Below are 17,345 nucleotides of genomic sequence, written 5' to 3' on the forward strand. Positions count from 1 at the left end.
GGATCAACCTGGTTGGTCCGGGGCTCCACACTTTCCGCAGGACCCCAGCCGGCCGGTCCACCCCCGCCGGGTGAGGACCGCCGCCACCGCCCGGGCCGTCGCGCAGGGGCGGTCGACCGCCTGTCCCCAGCCGATGCGCAGCGTCTCACCGCCGGTGGCGCCCACCGCGTGGGCCAGGTCCCGGTCGAGGTCACGGTCGCGCTGGCGCACCGAGGAGTGGTGCAGCCGGCCGTCGAGCTCGACCACCACGCCCTGGTCGGCGTACACGACGTCCTGCCACGTGCTGCGCCCCTCGTGGCGGGCGAGCACCTGGCGCGAGCCGACCGGCAGGGCGTGGGCGCGCTCGACGCGGGTGAGGTACTCGTGCTCCAGCACCGAGCAGGTGCCCTCGGCGACGTCGAGCAGCACCTGGAGGGTCCAGGCCCGGCGCCGGACCCAGGGCCGCGCGTCGAGGGCGGTGACCATCCGCTGCGCCGTCGTGCGCCGCGAGCCGCAGGCGTCGGCCAGGGCCGCGACCGCGTCGAGCTCGCTGTCGGCCGCCAGGGCGACGTCGAGGGCGGCCTCCTCGTAGCGCATCCGCGGTGGCCCGGCGTTCCACCGCACCCGGGTCGCGAAGCCACGGACCCGGTGCACGACGACGCCGGGCGGTGGCTCGAGGCGCCGCCCGCGCTCGACGGTGACGTGCAGCTGGTCGGTGTCGCGCCCGGGACGCCCCGGCCCCTCCGCTGCCCGCAGCGCGCTCTCGTGCGACAGCGCCGCCGGCGCGGCCCACAGCACCGCGGCCCAGGCGCGCTGCGACCAGGTCAGCGGGCCGGTGTGCTCGACGTACACGCCGCGGTGCACCTCGGTGAGGTCGCGGTCGCGCAGCAGCCGGGAGGTCTCGTCCATGGACGGGACCCTTCCCGGACCGAGCCTCCGCCACCGCTCGAGCAGCGAGCCTGTGGAGAGAGGTCGCGCGCGTCAGCCGTCGCTGGACTCGTCGCCGCCCTCGGGCACATAGACCGGGCGCAGCCGCGCCCAGCCCAGGAAGACGGCGGCGACCACCAGCATCGCCAGGCCGGCCCACAGGTTCGCGTTGACCCCGCCGGTCTTGTCGGTCTCGGGGTCGGCGAAGACCCCCATCAGCACGAGGATGACGCCGTACGCCCCGATCAGCCAGCCGATGATGTTGCGGATGTCGAAGGCCCCCGCCTGGTGTCGGCGGGTGGCTCCGGTCGTGCTCTCAGGCATCGGGGACTCCTCAGAAGGCCACGTTGAGTGCGATGACGATGACGAGCGCGATGCTCGCCAGCGGGACGGTGCGTCGGTACCAGGGGTACGACGCCTCGTCGGGGTCGGTGCGCTCCTCGCGCGGGGTCTCGGAGTAGACCAGGCCGCGCAGCGAGCCCTCCGGCTTGGGCGCGGTGACCAGGGAGACCGCGACGCTGACGACGATGTCGACGGCGAAGGCGGCGCCGGCGGCCACGAAGGCCGCGCCCTGGCCGCTGAGCGGCAGCACCCCGATGCTCAGCCCGCCGAGCGTGCCGTCGGAGAGGAAGCCGACCAGGACGGCGGCCGACGTACCGGCAACCAGGCCGGCCCAGCCGGCCGTCGCGGTCATCCGCTTCCAGAACATGCCGAGGATGAAGGTCGCGAAGAGGGGGGCGTTGAAGAAGCCGAACAGCGTCTGGAGGTAGTCCATGATGTTCGAGAAGCTGGAGGCCAGGTAGGCGGTGCCGATCGCAGCCACGGTGGCGCCGACCGTCGCCAGCCGCCCCACCTGCAGGTAGTAGCGGTCCGCGCGGTCCTGGAAGGCGTAGCGCTGCCACAGGTCGAAGCTGAAGACGGTGTTGAAGGCCGAGATGTTGGCCGCCATGCCGGCCATGAACGCCGCGAGCAGACCCGCGATCGCCACCCCGAGCAGGCCGTTGGGCAGCACGTCGCGCATCAGGTAGATCAGCGCGTCGTTGTACTGCACGGTGCCCTCGGCGCCGCCGGCGACCTCCTCCCCCGCCTTGGTGCGCGCGATCTCGCTGACCAGCACGGCCGCGATCATGCCGGGCAGGATCGTGATGAAGGGGATGAAGATCTTGGGGAAGGCGCCGATGATCGGGGTCTTGCGGGCCGAGGAGATCGAGTCGGTGGCCATCGCCCGCTGCACCTCGACGAAGTTCGTGGTCCAGTAGCCGAAGGACAGCACGAACCCCAGGCCCAGGACGATGCCGACCACCGAGAGGACGTCGGAGGAGAACCCGGTCAGCGCCGTGCCCGGCCAGGAGTTCAGCTGCTCGGCCGCGGAGGGCACCCCGGGCCCGCCGGCGTCGGCGGCGATGCGCTCCTTGAGCCCGTCCCAGCCACCCACGCGCGAGAGGCCCAGCAGGGTCAGCGGCAGCAGGCCGGCGACGATGACGAAGAACTGCAGCACCTCGTTGTAGATGGCGGCGCTCAGCCCGCCCAGCGTGATGTAGCTCAGCACGACGACGGCGGCGATCACCAGCGCGATGATCAGGTCGATGCCGATCAGCGCCTGGATGATGCTGCCGAGCAGGTAGAGGTTGATGCCGGCGATCAGCAGCTGGGCCACCGCGAACGAGATCGCGTTGACCAGGTGGGCGCCGGTGCCGAAGCGGCGGTACATGAACTCGGGCACCGAGCGCACCTGGGAGCCGTAGTAGAACGGCATCATCACCACGCCGAGGAAGAGCATGGCCGGGATGGCGCCGATCCAGAAGTAGTGCACCGCGGGCAGCCCGAACTGCGCGCCGTTGGCGCTCATCCCCATGATCTCGACGGCGCCGAGGTTGGCGGAGATGAAGGCCAGGCCGGTGACCCAGGCCGGCAGCGAGCGCCCCGACAGGAAGAAGTCGACCGAGTCGGAGACCTGGCGTCGCGCCACGACGCCGATGGTGAGGACGAAGCCGAAGTAGATGGCGATGATCAGGTAGTCGACGGGGTGCGCCGAGATGATGGTGTCGCCTGCCCAGACAGTGGTCACTGCCAGTCCTTTCACGCCGAGTCGCGCGGTCGGTCGAGGCTAGGACCCGTACGACGGAGCGGCGCCCACCCCTGGGGGCGAGGCGCTCAGGCGCAGGCCACGCAGGTGCGGGCGGCGGGCCGCACCTCGAGCCGCTCGGGCGCGATGTCGCGCCCGCACCGCTCGCACACGCCGTACGTGCCTGCGGCCACGCGCTCGAGCGCCGCGTCGAGCTCGCGCAGGCGCCGCTCGCCCTCGCGCAGGAGGGCGGAGACCTGGGAGCGCTCGAAGGCGATGGTGGCGCCCTCGGGGTCGTGCTCGTCGTCGGCGTTGTCGCGCTCGGAGGCCGCCCGGAAGCCCTCGAGGTCCGCGCGCAGCAGCGCCAGCCGGGCGTGCACCTCGGCCCGCTCCTGCTCGAGCCGGGCGCGGCTCACAGGAAGCGGGCCGAGGCCCACCGGCGACGGACGTCGAGGTGCGGGAAGTCGCGGTCGACGTGGTCGTAGACGTCGCGGTAGTGCTCGGCCACCTGGGCCACCAGCTCGTCGGGCAGCGTCTCGGCGGTGCGGGGCGTCTCGTTGGGGCGGGTCTCGGTGTCGGGCTCGATCGGGGCCAGGCCCAGCCCCGCCGTCAGCGCCTCCAGCGAGGCGGGCTCGAAGAGCGTCTCGTACAGAACCACGTGCACCCGGTCGTCGGGCAGCACCGCCCGGGCCGCGGCCAGGGTGCGGTCGTAGCGGGTGCGCGACTCGACCTGCTCGTCGGCGTAGAGCTTGCGCACCCAGTCGGCGGAGCCGCCGGGGTAGCGCGAGGGCTGGCGCATCTGCATCATCCGCACCGCCGACCAGATCCGCTCGACCGGGTCGCGCAGCGACATCAGCACCCGCATCTGCAGCCCGCGCGCCTCGACGCCGTCGCGCACGAAGGCCAGGCGGCGCTCGCCCAGGCCGCCGTACGCCGGGGTCAGGTCGCCGGTGAGCCGGGCGCGACCCGGCCCGACCAGCGAGGCGAAGTAGTCGAAGTAGGACTCGGGCTCCAGCATGAACGCCGCCTGGCGCAGCGCCCGCACGTCGCCGCCGCGACCGCCCTCGGCCAGCGCGTCGAGCGCCTCGCGGCCGCGCTTGACCATCCGCTTGAGCCCGGGGCGGTCCTCGGCGAGGTCGAGCCGGTCCCAGACGTGGTACTCCTTCATGAAGCCCAGGTCGGTCTCCTCGGAGGAGGACAGGTAGCCGTGCAGCCAGGCCGTGCCGCCCTTCTGGCAGCCGGTGCCCAGCAGGAAGACGGGGGCGTCGCCGGGCACGGGCATCAGATCGACGTGCGGTGGAAGCTCTGGAAGGAGCGCGAGGGCGTCGGCCCGCGCTGTCCCTGGTAGCGGCTCCCGTACTTCTCCGAGCCGTAGGGGTGCTCGGAGGGCGAGGAGAGCCGGAAGAAGCAGAACTGCCCGATCTTCATGCCCGGGTAGAGCTTGATCGGCAGCGTCGCGACGTTGGCGAGCTCGAGGGTGACGTGGCCGCTGAAGCCGGGGTCGACGAAGCCGGCGGTGGCGTGGGTGAGCAGCCCCAGACGCCCCAGCGACGACTTGCCCTCGACGCGGGCGGCGATGTCGTCGGGCAGCGAGACGACCTCGTAGGTCGAGCCCAGCACGAACTCGCCGGGGTGCAGGATGAACGCCTCGTCGCCCTCGGGCTCGATCATCCGCGTCAGGTCGGACTGGTCGGCCGCCGGGTCGATGTGCGGGTACTTGTGGTTCTCGAAGACCCGGAAGAACCGGTCGAGGCGCACGTCGATCGACGACGGTTGCAGCATCGCGGGGTCGAACGGGTCGAGGGCGACCCGCCCGGCGTCTATCTCGGCCATGATGTCGCGGTCGCTGAGGAGCACGGGCGCCAACCTACCGCCCGCGCCCCGCGGGCGGCAGGTGCCCGGGCCTCGGGGACAATGGCGTCATGAGCACGACCCCCACCTACTCCCGCTACGTCGCCATCGGCGACTCCTTTACCGAGGGCGTCGGCGACCACGACCCCGAGCGCCCCAACGGGGTGCGCGGCTGGGCCGACCGGGTCGCGGAGGCCCTCGCGGCGCGCGAGCCCGGCTTCGCCTACGCCAACCTCGCCATCCGCGGGCGCAAGCTCGGCCCGATCCTCGAGGAGCAGCTCGAGCCGGCCCTGGCCCTCGAGCCCGAGCTGGTCACCGTCTACGCCGGCGCGAACGACATCATGCGGCCCTCGGTCGACCTCGAGGCGCTGCTGGCGTCGTACGAGGACATGATCGCGCGGCTGCGCGCCAGCGGCGCCGAGGTGCTGGTGTGGACCTCGGCGGACCCGGGCGGCTCGGCGACGTACCGGCTGGTGCGCGAGCGGTTCCGCCGCTACAGCGAGGGCGTGCGCGAGATCGCTGCGCGGCAGGGGGCGCGGGTCGTGGACTACTGGCACCTCACCGAGTACGCCGACTGGCGGATGTGGGACGCCGACCGCATGCACATGGGCCCCGCCGGCCACCAGCGGATGGCGATCGAGGTCCTCGACACCCTCGGCGTCGAGCACGACCTCGAGCCGCTCGTGCTGGCCGACCCCGGCCCGACGTCGTGGGTGCAGCGGGTGCGCACCGACGCCACCTGGGTGCGCACCTTCCTGGTGCCGTGGGTGCACCGCCGGGTGACCGGGCGCTCGTCGGGCGACGGGATGGCGCCGCGCTACCCCGAGTACACCCGGATCGCACCGGCCGGCGCCTGATCGTCTAGCATTGGCCCGCACCACCTCGGTGGCGCGTGCGGACGTAGCTCAGTTGGTAGAGCGCGACCTTCCCAAGGTCGATGTCGCGAGTTCGAGTCTCGTCGTCCGCTCCACGAATGAACCGCCCGCCGGTCCGGGCGTACCCTCGAGGTGAATGACCGTCCGCACGAGCCCGCCGGGCCGGTGCGCAGACGGTCGAGAGGCACACGTCATGACGACGGCCACCGCACCTCCCACCACCTCCACGGCTCCCGGCCTCGAGCCGACCGGGCTGCGGCTCCGGCTCGCCGCCCACCAGGGGCACGACCACCTCGACGGCGGGTGGTGGCCGCACAGCCGCGACCTGAGCGCCGAGCTGCGCCGGCTCGTCGACGACTTCCCGCCCGAGCGGGGGCGCGTCGTGCGGGTCCTCTACTCCCCGCCCGACTGGGACAACCGCCCCGTCCGCTCCCTGCCGGTCGCCGCGGGCCAGGTCAAGGTCGGCTTCTTCCCCCACGACGACACCCACCTGGTGCACCTGACGATGTCGGACCGCAGCGTGTGGCTGCTGGCCGTCGTGCCGCCCGGGTTCAGCGCCGACCAGGGCGAGGAGGCCCTCCTGGCCGCCGCCACCTCCGGCAACCAGCACTCCGCCGCCGACCTGCTGCACACCGTCGAGGGCGAGGCCGCGAGCGTGCCGGCCGACCACTGGGCCCGGGGCAGCTGATCCCACCCGACCGGTGGCCCCGCGGCGACCTAGGCTCGGGGGCATGACGCCACCACCGACCGAGCGGACGGGCACGCCGGAGGGGTCCACCGGGTCCACGGGGTTCACCGGCTTCCCGAGCGCCGCCCTCGACTTCTACGACGACCTCGAGGTCGACAACACCAAGTCGTTCTGGGAGGCCCACAAGCACGTCTACGCCGAGTCGGTGAAGGCGCCGATGACGGCGCTGTGCGCGGCCCTGGAGCCCGAGTTCGGGCAGGCCAAGATCTTCCGGCCCTACCGCGACGTGCGCTTCGCGAAGGACAAGACGCCGTACAAGACGCACCAGGGCGCGTTCGTGCCGGTCGGGCCGGCCACCGGCTGGTACGTCGAGCTGTCACCGCGGGGGCTGCGCACCGGCGCCGGCTTCTACGAGGCCGCCGGCACCAGGCTGGCCTCGTTCCGGGAGGCGGTGGCCCACGAGCGGTTCGGGCGCGAGCTGGAGCAGATGGTCGCCGGGCTCGTCGCCGCGGGCTTCGAGCTGGGCGGCGAGCGGCTCAAGACCTCGCCCCGCGGCTTCGACGCCGACCACCCGCGCATCGAGCTGCTGCGGCACAAGTCGCTGACCCTGGGCCGCGACCACGGCTTCGGCCCCGAGATCCACACCCCGGCCGCGCTCGACCTGGTGCGCGACGACTGGCGCACGCTGCGCCCGCTCGTCGAGTGGCTCCAGCGCCACTGCCAGGACTGATCCCTACCCGGCGGGGGCCTGGTAGGTGGCCATCGTGCGCTCGGGCTCCCAGAAGGCGCGCATGGACCTGACCCGGCCGTCGTCGCCGACGGTGTAGACCATCACCAGGTCGGTGCGGGTCGATCCGCCGTCGGCGAAGGCGGTGTGGATGGTGCCGACGTTGGCGCAGGTCGAGCCGTTGGCGAAGGAGTCGCGGATGACGAAGCGGAAGGTCGCGATCGGCTCGATCGCCAGGCGCCAGAAGGCGGCGATGCCCTCGTGGCCGTGGTGGCCGCGACCCTCGGGGTCGAACATCGAGGGGCCGACCGGGTCCTCCAGCACCGCGTCCTCGGCGTAGACCCCGAGCCACTCATCGAGGTCGCCCTTGGCCACCGCGGAGTAGGAGCGCATCGAGGCCAGCCGCGCCGGGTGCTCCTCGAGGCTGGCGTGCCACTCGACGGCGGGTGAGCTGATCGCGGACGGGAGCGAGGTCGTCATGCCCGCATCGTAGGACCGAACTGGAACAGGTTCTAGTGATGTGGGGGCGACCTTCGTCAGCAGGTGGCGACCACGACACCCGGGGTTCACCCGCGCGCCGTGCGCCGCTGCCAGCCTGGCGGCCATGAGCAAGCGCAGGTTCGTCCTCCACATCGGCCTCGAGCACGCGGGCGCCGACGGTGTCGCGGCCGGTCTCGTCGAGCACCGTGAGCGGCTCGCAGAGCTGGGCGTGCGCAGCCCGGCCCGCACCCCCGACGACTCGCTGCGCGCGGCCATCGAGATGCGCCGGCTGCACAAGGCGTGGGGCTTCAAGCGCCGCGAGGTGGAGGGGGCCTGGTCCGACCTGGTCCGGCGCGCCCGCAAGCAGGGCGCCACCGCGCACGCCGCGGTGGTCGTGAGCGAGGAGCTGCTCGCGGGCGCGTCCTCCGACCAGGTCGCCCTGCTCCTGGACTCCCTCAGCGGCTTCGAGGTGCACGTCGTGGCGACGCTGCGCGACCCCGCCTCCCAGCTCGTGGACGCCTGGGCCGGCTCGGTGCGGGCCGGCGGCTCGCTGTCGCTGCGCCGCTACGCGCGCCGGGTGCTCGACAGCGGGCGCGAGACGGCCGAGGCGAGCGACTTCTGGGCCGCGCAGGACGTCGGGCCGGTGCTCGCCCGCTGGCGCGCCGAGCTGAAGCGGGCCGACCGGCTGCACGTGGTCGTGCCCGCCCCCGGTCAGGACCGCACCGAGGCGACCTGGCGCACCATCGCCGAGCTCGTCGGCGTCGAGGCCGAGGGCCTCCCGGTGCGCGAGCCCGCCCGCGCCCCGCTCGGGCCGGTGGGGCTCGGCGTGCTGCGCCACGTCAACCGCGCCGTCGACGACCGCGCCCAGGTGCGCACCTCGCGCCTGGTGCTCGACGAGCAGCTGCGCACCCGCGAGCCCGGCGGCGCCCCGGTCGGGCTCTCCCCCGAGCTGCACGACGAGCTGTGCGAGCTCGCCGACACCTGGGGCAAGGCGGTCGCCGAGGGCGGCTACGACCTCGTCGGCGACACCGCCCACCTGCACCCCGCGTCGCCGCTGGGCCTCGGCACCCGGCCGGGGGCGCCGTACGCCGCCGACACCAGCACCACCGAGCAGCGCCTGGCCTCGGCGACCGACGCGCTGGCCGACCTGCTGGTGGAGACGACCCGCCTGCGCGAGCAGACCACCGAGCTCGAGGCCAAGGTCGCCAAGCTGGCGCGCAGGAAGGCCACCCTCAAGGCCCGGCTGGCCGCCGCCATCAGCTGAGGCTGGCGGCGCCGCCCGAGCTCAGTGCGGCTGCCAGGCGTCCTCGTCGGCGGTGCGCTCGGTGACCTGCGGTGGCAAGTCGCGCTCGGCCAGCTGGCGGATCGAGACCTGCTCGAAGACGTCGCGCAGCGAGCCGCGCGCGGCGATCCAGACGTGCTGGAGCACCTCGGCGGACTCGTTGTACTCCACTGCCTCGGGGCGCAGGCCGTAGACGGAGACCAGCGGGCCGTCGACGGCCCGGATCACGTCGGCGACCGAGACGCCGTCCGCCTCGCGGGCCATCCGCCACCCGCCGGACTGGCCGCGCTGCGACATCACGATGCCGGCGCGGCGCAGGTCGGCGAGGATCGTCTGGAGGAAGCCGTGCGGGATGTCCTGCACCCGCCCCAGCTCCTCGGCGCTCACGGCCTTGCGGTCGCTGCGAGACGCCATCTCGATCAGCGCCCGCAGGGCGTAGTCGGACTTCGCGGAAACTCGCACGAGTCCAGTGTCTCAGACGAGTCGATCAACTCACTCGACTTCGGGTCCGACCCGGTCGGGTGAAGTTGTTGCGAGCCAAGTTACTGGCCCGTACCATATAAGTTACCGGTCAGTATGACGCGTGTCTCATGGCCGGCCGAGAACCTGACGACGAAGAAGGTGGGGGCCGTGAGCCACTACAAGAGCAACCTGCGCGACATCGAGTTCAACCTGTTCGAGGTCCTGGGCCGTGACGAGGTGCTGGGCACCGGCCCCTTCGGCGAGGTCGACAGCGACACCGCTCGCGAGATCCTGGCCGAGGTCGACCGGATGGCTCGCGAGGAGCTGGCGGCGTCGTACGAGGACAGCGACCGCAACCCGCCGGTCTTCGACCCGGAGACCAGCACCGCGCCGATCCCGGAGTCCTTCAAGAAGAGCTACCAGGCGTGGATGGACTCGGAGTTCTGGCGCCTGCAGATCCGCGAGGAGCTGGGCGGCACCCCCGCCCCCTCGAGCCTGGTCTGGGCGCTCGGCGAGCTCGTCCTGGGCTCCAACGCCCCGGTCTGGATGTACGGCGCGGGCGCGCCGTTCGCCGGGGTCGTGCACCGCAACGGCAACGACCGCGACAAGCGCATCGCCGAAATCATGGTCGAGCGCCAGTGGGGCGCCACCATGGTGCTGACCGAGCCCGACGCGGGCTCCGACGTCGGCGCCGGCCGGGCCAAGGCCACCCAGAACGACGACGGCTCGTGGAACATCGAGGGCGTCAAGCGCTTCATCACCTCGGCCGAGCACGACATGAGCGAGAACATCATGCACCTCGTGCTCGCCCGCCCCGTGGGCGTCGAGGGCGTCGGCGGCCCGGGCACCAAGGGCCTCTCGCTCTTCCTGCTCCCGAAGTACCACTTCGACCACGAGACCGGCGAGCTGACCGGCGAGCGCAACGGCGTGTACGTCACCAACGTCGAGCACAAGATGGGCATCAAGGTCTCCAACACCTGCGAGGTGACCTTCGGCGAGAAGGAGCCCGCCAAGGGCTGGCTGCTCGGCGAGGTCCACAACGGCATCGCCCAGATGTTCCAGGTCATCGAGAACGCCCGGATGATGGTCGGCACCAAGGCCATCGCCACCCTCTCGACCGGCTACCTCAACGCGCTGGAGTTCGCGAAGTCGCGCCAGCAGGGCGCCGACCTGACCCAGTCGGGCGACAAGACCGCGCCCCGCGTGGCGATCACCGCCCACCCCGACGTGCGCCGCTCGCTGATGGTGCAGAAGTCGTTCTCGGAGGCCATGCGCTCGCTGGTGTTCTACACCGCGGCGTGGCAGGACAAGATCATGGTCGCCGAGCACGAGGGCACCATGGACTCCGAGGAGACCAAGCTCGCCGAGGCGGTCAACGACCTGCTGCTCCCGATCGTCAAGGGCTACGGCTCCGAGCGCTCGTGGGTGCTGCTGGGCACCGAGTCGCTGCAGACCTTCGGCGGCTCCGGCTTCCTGCAGGAGTACCCGATCGAGCAGTACGTCCGCGACGCCAAGATCGACACCCTCTACGAGGGCACGACCGCGATCCAGGGCCAGGACTTCTTCTTCCGCAAGATCGTCAAGGACCAGGGCAAGGCGCTGGGCCACCTGGCCGCCGAGATCCAGGGCTTCATCGACAGCGAGGCCGGCAACGGTCGCCTGAAGAACGAGCGCCAGCTGCTGGCCACCGCCCTCGACGACGCCAACGCGATGGTCGGCCACCTCATCAACGACCTGATGAGCGCGCAGGACGAGATCCGCAACATCTACAAGGTGGGTCTCAACACCTCCCGCCTGCTGATGGTGCTCGGCGACGTCGTCTGCGCCTGGCTGCTGCTGCGCGGCGCCGAGGTCGCGCTGGAGAAGCTGGGCGGCGACGTGTCCGCCAAGGACAAGGCGTTCTACGAGGGCAAGGTCGCGGCCGCGCAGTTCTTCGCGTCCTACAACCTGCCCAAGATCAGCAGCGAGCGTGCGATCGCCGAGGCGGTCGACCTGTCGCTGATGGACCTCGACGAGGCCGCGTTCTGATCTGACCCACCGCACGACCACGAGCCGCCGTCGGCCTCGCGAGAGCGGGTGCCGGCGGCGGCTCCGTAGTCGTGGGCGCTAGAGGTCCAAGCGGTGGGCGATGGAGCCCTCACGCTCGAGGTACGGCGTGAAGCCCAGGGCCGAGTAGTAGGCCGCCCGGGCGCGCGCACGCACGCCGGCACGCCGCGCAGTGCGTGGCCGTGCCGACCTGCGGACTACGACAGCTGGCGGTAGACGGCGATGCTGTCGTCGCCGTCACTGGACCCGAAGCGTCCGACCTCGGCGTCCTTGGAGAGCCGTCCACAGGGACATCGCTCGGATCGGTCGTTCCGCAGCCGGAGCAAGCCCCCGCAGGCCCCGCAGCGTCCGAAGCAGTTCTCCGCAAGGTGCCAGCCACGTCCGCCGGATGTGGCCTCCGGCCCCCCACCGAGGAACCTGTAGCCAGGCAGCTGTGCGTGGTCGCCCATGCGAGGAACGTACTGGTCTGCCGCGAGGATGGTCAGCGCGCCACTGCTCGCCGGTCACGGACGTACCAGCTGACCCAGGCGAGGGGGAAGAGGAGACCGGCGCCCAGCACCACCGGGAGCGAACCACCACGGCGACGCTCACCGAAGGCCGTCAGGACGGCCAACGCCGACACCGGGACAGCCAGGAGCAGCATCACCAGCACGGCTCCTGACGGCATGCGTTCAGTGTCGCAGGACATGTCGACCAGCCGTCGTGGCGAGCGGAAGCTCTGGTGAGCGGGATCAGGCGAGGAAGGACCGGCCCCACAGGCGGCAGCCGCCTATCGCCGTGGACGGGATCGAGCAGACGATGAAGGCGATGCCCAAGAATCACCACGGCTCTGACTGCCAAATGTGCTAGCGGTCTGGGTATAGCGACTGCCGTGCGGGTCCGGGAAGGCATCCAGGGGCGCTGTCCCGGTCCAGGACGCGAAGCGGTTGCGACCGGCGAACCGGGCCACGCCACCGACGTCGACCAGGATCCGGGCGGCGCCGGCGGGTCCGATGCCGTAGTCGCCCCCCATCCGGTTCTGCCCGCTCTGCCACAACGGGTCGAACCGACCGCGGCTCTCCAGCGCCGACACGTTGGGGCGCGCACCGAACAACCCGCCTGAGAGCCGGAACAGACCGGTTGCGTGCGTCGCTGCGCCACCTCCCCCGCGCGGCGTCGAGCGCCATCCACAGCTGCATCTAGACCCTGGACATGGCCTACCGGGCCGCCTAGAATAGAACACATGTTCGAAACGATCGACGACTCCCTCCCCAGCACGCCGGGCGAGTGTGTCGCGATGCTGGAGGAGCTCGAGGCCCTCAAGGCACACCTCGCAGCACGCCAGGCCAGGTTGGCCGCGCACCTCGACGACCTCCAGGCCGACGCCAGCGATCGGTCGGTGGGTGCGCAGGTCGCGCTCGCACGCCACGAGTCACCGCACCGCGGTGCCCGGCTGCGCGCGATGGCCTGCACCCTGGTCGACGACCTGCCCCACGTCCTGGCCGCGCTCGATGACGGGGTGATCAACGAGCGTCGTGCCGAGATCCTCGCCACCGAGGCCGACCACGTGCACTCCGCGCTGCGCCCCGCGTTCGACACCGCCCTCGGTGAGCTCCTCGCCACCGGGACACCGCTGGGGGATCGGGCGCTACGCCTCGCGGCGCAGCGGATCGCGATCCGCCTCGACGACCACGCCGCCGCCCGGCGCCGCGAACGCGCCCACCGCAACCGCCACCTCACCTACCAGCGACGCGAGGACGGCACCGCCCAGATCACCGCCGTGATCTCCGATGTCCAGGCCGCCGCGGTCATGCAGTCCCTGCACCAACGCGCCACCCAGCTCAAGGCCCAACCCGACGAGGACCGCACCCACGCCCAGATCATCGCCGACCTGTTCGTGGCCCGCCTGACCGGCCAGGTCACCGCCACCCACACCCCCATCGCCCTCAACATCGTGATCTCCGCCGAAGCACTCCTCGGCGACGGCTCCGACGCCGACGAGCCGGCCGAGGTCGTGCCCATGTACGGCGGCGCCGGCGGACCCATCCCCGCCTCCGTGGCCCGCAACCTCCTGGCCTGTGCCCCCGAGATGGGCACCCGGGTACGCCGCCTCTTCGCCGACACCGACCAGCTCGTCGCCATGGAATCCACCAGCCGGACCTTCGACGGACTGCTGCGCCAGTTCATCACCCTGCGCGACCGCACCTGCCGCACCCCGTGGTGCAACGCCCCCATCCGCCACCACGACCACATCACCCCCGACCACGCCGGCGGCCCCACCAGCACCCCCAACGGCCAAGGCCTCTGCGCCGCCTGCAACCAGCTCAAGGAAGAACCCGGCTGGCACCACAAAGTGCTGCACCACTACGCCCTCGACCCCCACGACGTCGAGATCACCTCACCCGCCGGCCAGACCACCCACTCCCGCGCCCCCGACCCACCCGGCCTCCTCCCACCCCAACCCACCTGGGTCGAGCAGTGGCCCGGCCACTGGGTCCTCACCGCCTGAGAGCTGCGAGCTGCTCCCGAGACACGCCCTAGATCGGGTAGCCGCGGTAGTCGGCGGGCGCCCGGTAGCGGATCTGGTCGAGCATCCAGGACCGCGAGGCCTTGTTGACGCCCTGCACCGAGACGCTGAAGCGCTTGTTGCCGTAGAGGTTGGACCGGACGTAGCCGAGGCCCTGGTCGGGCGTCGGCCGCGAGTAGGCCCGTCCGTAGAGCCAGTCGAAGGACTTCCTGCCGCGGTTGTACGCCGCGATCTCCGACTTCATGGTCGGCACGTCGACCCACTCCAGCAGCCGCGCCTGGGCTTCGCCGTGCGGCGTGGAGCGGCTGCACCGCAGCGCGTGCACCTGGCCCTGCGCGGTGCCGGCGGTGACGCACTCGCCGTCGAGGACGAACATGTGGCGCAGCCCCGTCGCGCCGGTCGGCCCGGCCGGGCAGGCGCCCTGCCCGCCGCTGACCTCGCTGCCGTCCCAGCAGCGGAAGTCGGGCGGCGGGCCCTCGTCGGCGGGCTCCTGCGAGCCGCCGCCGTTGCCGCCGCCGTTGTTCCCGCCACCGCCGTTGCCACCGGAACCACCGCCGTTGCCGCTGCCGCCGGGGGCCGGCGCCTGGCTGGGCACGGCGGGAGGGGCGCTGGGCAGGCTCCCCGCCGGGGCACCACCCGCGAGGGGCTGGCCGCCGGCGTCGCCGGAGCGGCCGCCCGCACCGGCTCCGGCCCGGGGCGACACGGTCGCGTCGAGCGGGCTGAGGGTCGCGCCGGGGGCCACCTGCTCGCCGTCCGCAGCGCCGGTCGGTGCGGGCGTCGGGACGGCGGTGCCGAGCGGCGCGCCGGTGGTGGTGAGCTCGGCGGGGCGCTCGACGGCGAGGCCGGCGTAGAGCCCGGCGCCGACCAGCAGGGCCGCGGCCGCGGTGCCGACGAGCAGGGCGGCCCCGCGTCGACGGCGGCGTGCCGGCGCGGCGGGCGGCACGGCGCCGACGGCGTGCCTGATCGAGGTGTGCTCGGGCAGCGTGACCAGGGCGGGCGCCCCGGAGCGCACGGCCTCGAGGTCGAGGCGCATCGCGCGCGCCGAGGCGTAGCGCGCGGCGGGGTCCTTGTGCATCGCGCGGGCGAGCACCCGGTTGAGGCCGCGGGCGAAGGCGTCACCGCCGGGCAGCTGCGGCACCGGGGCCTGCAGGTGCGCCATGGCGATCTCGACGTCGGTGCCGGCGTACGGCGCCGAGCCGGTCAGCACGTGCCACAGCAGGCAGCCGGTGGCGTAGACGTCGCCGGGCACGCCCGCGGTCCGGCCCTGGTGCCGCTCGGGGGCCATGTAGGGGAAGGAGCCCACCAGGCCGCCGGTGCGGGTGACCTCGGCGCCGGGCAGGGTGGCGATGCCGAAGTCGCAGAGGAACGCCTCGGTGCGCTCACCGCGCCGGCGCAGCAGCACGTTGCTGGGCTTGACGTCGCGGTGCACGATGCCGGCGCGGTGGGCGTCCTCGAGCCCGAGGAGCACCTGGGCGACCAGGTCGAGCCCGGCGCCGGGCGCCAGGGCCCCCTCGGCCCGCAGGCGCTGGAGCAGGTCGCCGTCGGGGACGAGCTGGGTGACCAGGAACAGGCAGCCGTCGACCTCGCCGTGGTCGTGGACGGCCACCACGTGGGGCGAGTCCATGCGGGAGAGCGCCAGCGCCTCGCGCTGGAAGCGCACCCGGTACTCCGGGTCCTCGGCCAGCTGCGGGCTGATGACCTTGAGCGCCACCTCGCGGTCGAGCGTGGTGTCGTGGGCGGCGTAGACGATGCCCATGCCACCGTGCCCGAGCTGGCGCACCAGCCGGTAGCGGCCCACGTCGTCGCCGACCGACGGCATCCTGATCATGCGCCCAGTGAAGCCGCCACCCGCCCGTCTTTACAAACGGCGGAGCCGCCCGTCAGGGGCGCAGCCGGCGCTGGGCGGCGGCCCGCACCGCGTCGCTGAGGCGGTCGAGGACCTCCGAGCCCAGGCGCCAGCGCTGCCAGTGCAGCGCGACGTCGAGGTGCTCCTCGCCGCCCAGGGCGACCAGGCTGCCGGCGCGCAGCGCCGGGTCGAGCTGGGGCTCGGGCACCATCCCCCACCCGAGCCCGGCCTCGATGGCGGCCACGAAGTCGGCCGAGGTGGGCACCCGGTGCACCACGCGGGGCGCGCCGGCGCCGCGCCGCGCGAGCCACTGGTCCTGCAGGGCGTCCTTGTCGTTGAAGACCACCATCGGCAGCCCTGACCAGTCCGGACGCGCCGCCTCCCCCGGCCCGACCAGGGCGGGCGCGGCCGCGGGCCGGTAGCGCAGCGTGCCCAGCGGCTCGACGCGGCAGCCCTGCACCGCGACCGGGTCGCTGGTCACCGCGCCCAGCACCCGCCCCTCGCGCAGCAGGTCGTGCGACCAGGCCTGGTCCTCCACGTGCAGGCCCAGCGCCACCCCCGGCCACTGCGCCACGACCCCCAGCACCTCGCGGAACCAGGTGGCGAGCGAGTCGGCGTTGACGGCCACACCCAGGTCGAGACGCGGCCCGGCAGCCCCGACGGGGTCCTCCGGGTCGAGACCCAGCTCGGCCCGGGCCTCGGCCGCCAGCAGCGCCTGGGCCCGACCGAGCCGCACCAGCACGGCCCCGGCGTCGGTGGGGGTGCACGGCGTCGCGCGCCGCACCAGCACCTGCCCGACCTCGGACTCCAGGGCCCGGACCCGCTGGCTCACCGCGCTGGGCGTCACGTGCAGCGCGCGGGCGGCGGCCTCGAAGGTGCCGGTGTCGCAGACCGCGACCAGCGCGGCGAGTTGCGGGGCGGCGTACGTCATGAAGCAACGCTAAGCCATCCACAAGAACATTCGCTGTCCTTCAGGCCAGGGCCCTCCTAGCCTCGTCCCATGACCTCCACCGCACTCGCCGGGCTGCTCGCCGGCCTCGGCCTGATCGTCGCAATCGGCAGCCAGAACGCGTTCGTCCTGCGCCAGGGCCTCGCCCGCCAGCAGGTCCTGCCCGTCGTGGTGGTCTGCGCGGTGTCCGACGCGGTGCTCATCGCCGCCGGGGTGGCCGGCATCGGCACCATCGTCGAGCAGGCCCCCGAGGTGCTGGTGGTGGTGCGCTGGGCGGGCGCGGCCTTCCTGACGGCGTACGGCGTGCTGTCGCTGCGGCGGGCCGCTCGCGGGGGCGAGACGCTCGAGGCGGCGGCACAGGGGGTGACCCGGCTGTGGCCCGCGGTGCTGACCACGCTCGCGCTGACCTGGCTGAACCCGCACGTCTACCTCGACACGGTGCTGCTGCTCGGCTCGCTGGCCAGCGGCTACGGCGTCGAGGGCCGCTGGGCCTTCGCGGCGGGGGCCGCCCTGGGCTCGGTGGTGTGGTTCGTCGGGCTGGGCTACGGCGCCCGGCTGGCCTCGGGCCTCTTCGCCCGCCCCGGCGCCTGGCGGGTGCTCGACCTGCTCATCGGCATCGTGATGCTGGCCCTGGCCGTCTCGCTCGCGCTGGGCTGAGCCCG

General features: G+C 73.0%; 19 protein-coding genes and 1 tRNA gene. 8 read left to right on the forward strand and 12 right to left on the reverse strand.

The window, feature by feature from the left end:
* Nucleotides 1-3: 3 nt before the first annotated feature.
* The 6 genes from OCU29_RS10125 to dcd all read right to left on the reverse strand — a co-directional run bounded on the left by OCU29_RS10125 (nucleotide 4) and on the right by dcd (nucleotide 4,828).
* The gene (locus OCU29_RS10125) at nucleotides 4-888 is read right to left on the reverse strand and encodes a hypothetical protein (RefSeq protein ID WP_261819809.1); all 885 of its coding nucleotides are present in this window, start codon (nucleotides 886-888) and stop codon (nucleotides 4-6) included.
* 72 nt (nucleotides 889-960) lie between these two features.
* On the reverse strand, nucleotides 961-1,230 hold the full coding sequence (locus OCU29_RS10130; RefSeq protein ID WP_261819810.1) for a phosphoethanolamine transferase CptA: 270 nt from the start codon (nucleotides 1,228-1,230) through the stop codon (nucleotides 961-963).
* Nucleotides 1,231-1,240: 10 nt separating this feature from the next.
* The gene (locus OCU29_RS10135) at nucleotides 1,241-2,974 is read right to left on the reverse strand and encodes a sodium:solute symporter family protein (RefSeq protein ID WP_219633626.1); all 1,734 of its coding nucleotides are present in this window, start codon (nucleotides 2,972-2,974) and stop codon (nucleotides 1,241-1,243) included.
* 86 nt (nucleotides 2,975-3,060) lie between these two features.
* Nucleotides 3,061-3,387 carry a TraR/DksA C4-type zinc finger protein gene (locus tag OCU29_RS10140; RefSeq protein ID WP_261819811.1) on the reverse strand — a complete coding sequence of 109 codons (327 nt, stop codon included), beginning with the start codon at nucleotides 3,385-3,387 and terminating at the stop codon, nucleotides 3,061-3,063.
* The gene (locus OCU29_RS10145; protein ID WP_261819812.1) at nucleotides 3,384-4,253 is read right to left on the reverse strand and encodes a sulfotransferase; all 870 of its coding nucleotides are present in this window, start codon (nucleotides 4,251-4,253) and stop codon (nucleotides 3,384-3,386) included. The genes OCU29_RS10140 and OCU29_RS10145 overlap by 4 nt, the downstream gene beginning before the upstream one ends.
* Entirely contained in the window at nucleotides 4,253-4,828 is a 576-nt protein-coding gene (gene dcd / locus OCU29_RS10150) for a dCTP deaminase (RefSeq protein WP_261819813.1), read from the reverse strand. The genes OCU29_RS10145 and dcd overlap by 1 nt, the downstream gene beginning before the upstream one ends.
* Before the next feature lie 65 nt (nucleotides 4,829-4,893).
* On the opposite strand from dcd, the gene OCU29_RS10155 reads away from it, so the two are divergent.
* The 4 genes from OCU29_RS10155 to OCU29_RS10170 all read left to right on the forward strand — a co-directional run bounded on the left by OCU29_RS10155 (nucleotide 4,894) and on the right by OCU29_RS10170 (nucleotide 7,115).
* Nucleotides 4,894-5,679 carry an SGNH/GDSL hydrolase family protein gene (locus OCU29_RS10155; protein ID WP_261819814.1) on the forward strand — a complete coding sequence of 262 codons (786 nt, stop codon included), beginning with the start codon at nucleotides 4,894-4,896 and terminating at the stop codon, nucleotides 5,677-5,679.
* A 37-nt stretch (nucleotides 5,680-5,716) separates the two neighbouring features.
* Nucleotides 5,717-5,792, forward strand: a tRNA-Gly gene (locus OCU29_RS10160).
* Nucleotides 5,793-5,890: 98 nt separating this feature from the next.
* Nucleotides 5,891-6,385, forward strand: a complete 495-nt coding sequence (locus tag OCU29_RS10165) for a DUF5994 family protein (RefSeq protein ID WP_261819815.1) — start codon at nucleotides 5,891-5,893, stop codon at nucleotides 6,383-6,385.
* 43 nt (nucleotides 6,386-6,428) lie between these two features.
* Nucleotides 6,429-7,115 carry a DUF2461 domain-containing protein gene (locus OCU29_RS10170; RefSeq protein ID WP_261819816.1) on the forward strand — a complete coding sequence of 229 codons (687 nt, stop codon included), beginning with the start codon at nucleotides 6,429-6,431 and terminating at the stop codon, nucleotides 7,113-7,115.
* Nucleotides 7,116-7,118: 3 nt separating this feature from the next.
* Here OCU29_RS10170 and OCU29_RS10175 read toward each other — a convergent pair whose 3' ends face one another.
* The gene (locus tag OCU29_RS10175; RefSeq protein WP_261819817.1) at nucleotides 7,119-7,592 is read right to left on the reverse strand and encodes a nuclear transport factor 2 family protein; all 474 of its coding nucleotides are present in this window, start codon (nucleotides 7,590-7,592) and stop codon (nucleotides 7,119-7,121) included.
* Between the two features lie 124 nt (nucleotides 7,593-7,716).
* On the opposite strand from OCU29_RS10175, the gene OCU29_RS10180 reads away from it, so the two are divergent.
* On the forward strand, nucleotides 7,717-8,856 hold the full coding sequence (locus OCU29_RS10180) for a PspA/IM30 family protein (RefSeq protein ID WP_261819818.1): 1,140 nt from the start codon (nucleotides 7,717-7,719) through the stop codon (nucleotides 8,854-8,856).
* 21 nt (nucleotides 8,857-8,877) lie between these two features.
* Here the strand turns inward: OCU29_RS10180 and OCU29_RS10185 are convergent, their stop codons facing one another.
* Complete coding sequence (locus OCU29_RS10185) at nucleotides 8,878-9,336, reverse strand: Rrf2 family transcriptional regulator (protein ID WP_179614616.1); 459 nt, start codon at nucleotides 9,334-9,336, stop codon at nucleotides 8,878-8,880.
* Nucleotides 9,337-9,504: 168 nt separating this feature from the next.
* Here OCU29_RS10185 and OCU29_RS10190 point away from each other — a divergent pair, with 168 nt between their 5' ends.
* A complete protein-coding gene (locus OCU29_RS10190; RefSeq protein WP_261819819.1) occupies nucleotides 9,505-11,364 on the forward strand; it encodes an acyl-CoA dehydrogenase in 1,860 nt (619 codons plus the stop codon).
* Nucleotides 11,365-11,863: 499 nt separating this feature from the next.
* On the opposite strand, the gene OCU29_RS10195 is transcribed toward OCU29_RS10190, so the two are convergent.
* Together OCU29_RS10195 and OCU29_RS19840 are read right to left on the reverse strand one after the other, a co-directional pair.
* Nucleotides 11,864-12,049 (reverse strand): hypothetical protein, encoded by a 186-nt coding sequence (locus OCU29_RS10195; protein ID WP_179614618.1) that lies wholly within the window; start codon nucleotides 12,047-12,049, stop codon nucleotides 11,864-11,866.
* Between the two features lie 102 nt (nucleotides 12,050-12,151).
* Nucleotides 12,152-12,394 carry a transposase gene (locus tag OCU29_RS19840; protein ID WP_368858981.1) on the reverse strand — a complete coding sequence of 81 codons (243 nt, stop codon included), beginning with the start codon at nucleotides 12,392-12,394 and terminating at the stop codon, nucleotides 12,152-12,154.
* Nucleotides 12,395-12,604: 210 nt separating this feature from the next.
* On the opposite strand from OCU29_RS19840, the gene OCU29_RS10200 reads away from it, so the two are divergent.
* Nucleotides 12,605-13,870: an HNH endonuclease signature motif containing protein gene (locus tag OCU29_RS10200; protein ID WP_261819820.1), complete on the forward strand. Its 1,266-nt coding sequence runs from the start codon at nucleotides 12,605-12,607 to the stop codon at nucleotides 13,868-13,870.
* Nucleotides 13,871-13,898: 28 nt separating this feature from the next.
* Here the strand turns inward: OCU29_RS10200 and OCU29_RS10205 are convergent, their stop codons facing one another.
* Nucleotides 13,899-15,716, reverse strand: a complete 1,818-nt coding sequence (locus OCU29_RS10205) for a serine/threonine-protein kinase (protein WP_261819821.1) — start codon at nucleotides 15,714-15,716, stop codon at nucleotides 13,899-13,901.
* A gap of 52 nt (nucleotides 15,717-15,768) precedes the next feature.
* Nucleotides 15,769-16,665 (reverse strand): LysR family transcriptional regulator ArgP, encoded by an 897-nt coding sequence (locus OCU29_RS10210; RefSeq protein WP_261819822.1) that lies wholly within the window; start codon nucleotides 16,663-16,665, stop codon nucleotides 15,769-15,771.
* A 69-nt stretch (nucleotides 16,666-16,734) separates the two neighbouring features.
* On the opposite strand from OCU29_RS10210, the gene OCU29_RS10215 reads away from it, so the two are divergent.
* Complete coding sequence (locus tag OCU29_RS10215) at nucleotides 16,735-17,340, forward strand: LysE/ArgO family amino acid transporter (protein ID WP_261819823.1); 606 nt, start codon at nucleotides 16,735-16,737, stop codon at nucleotides 17,338-17,340.
* The last annotated feature ends 5 nt before the right edge of the window (nucleotides 17,341-17,345 follow it).

The organism is Nocardioides sp. OK12 (assembly GCF_024341885.1).
In the GTDB taxonomy this organism is placed as follows: Bacteria; Actinomycetota; Actinomycetes; order Propionibacteriales; family Nocardioidaceae; genus Nocardioides; species Nocardioides marinisabuli.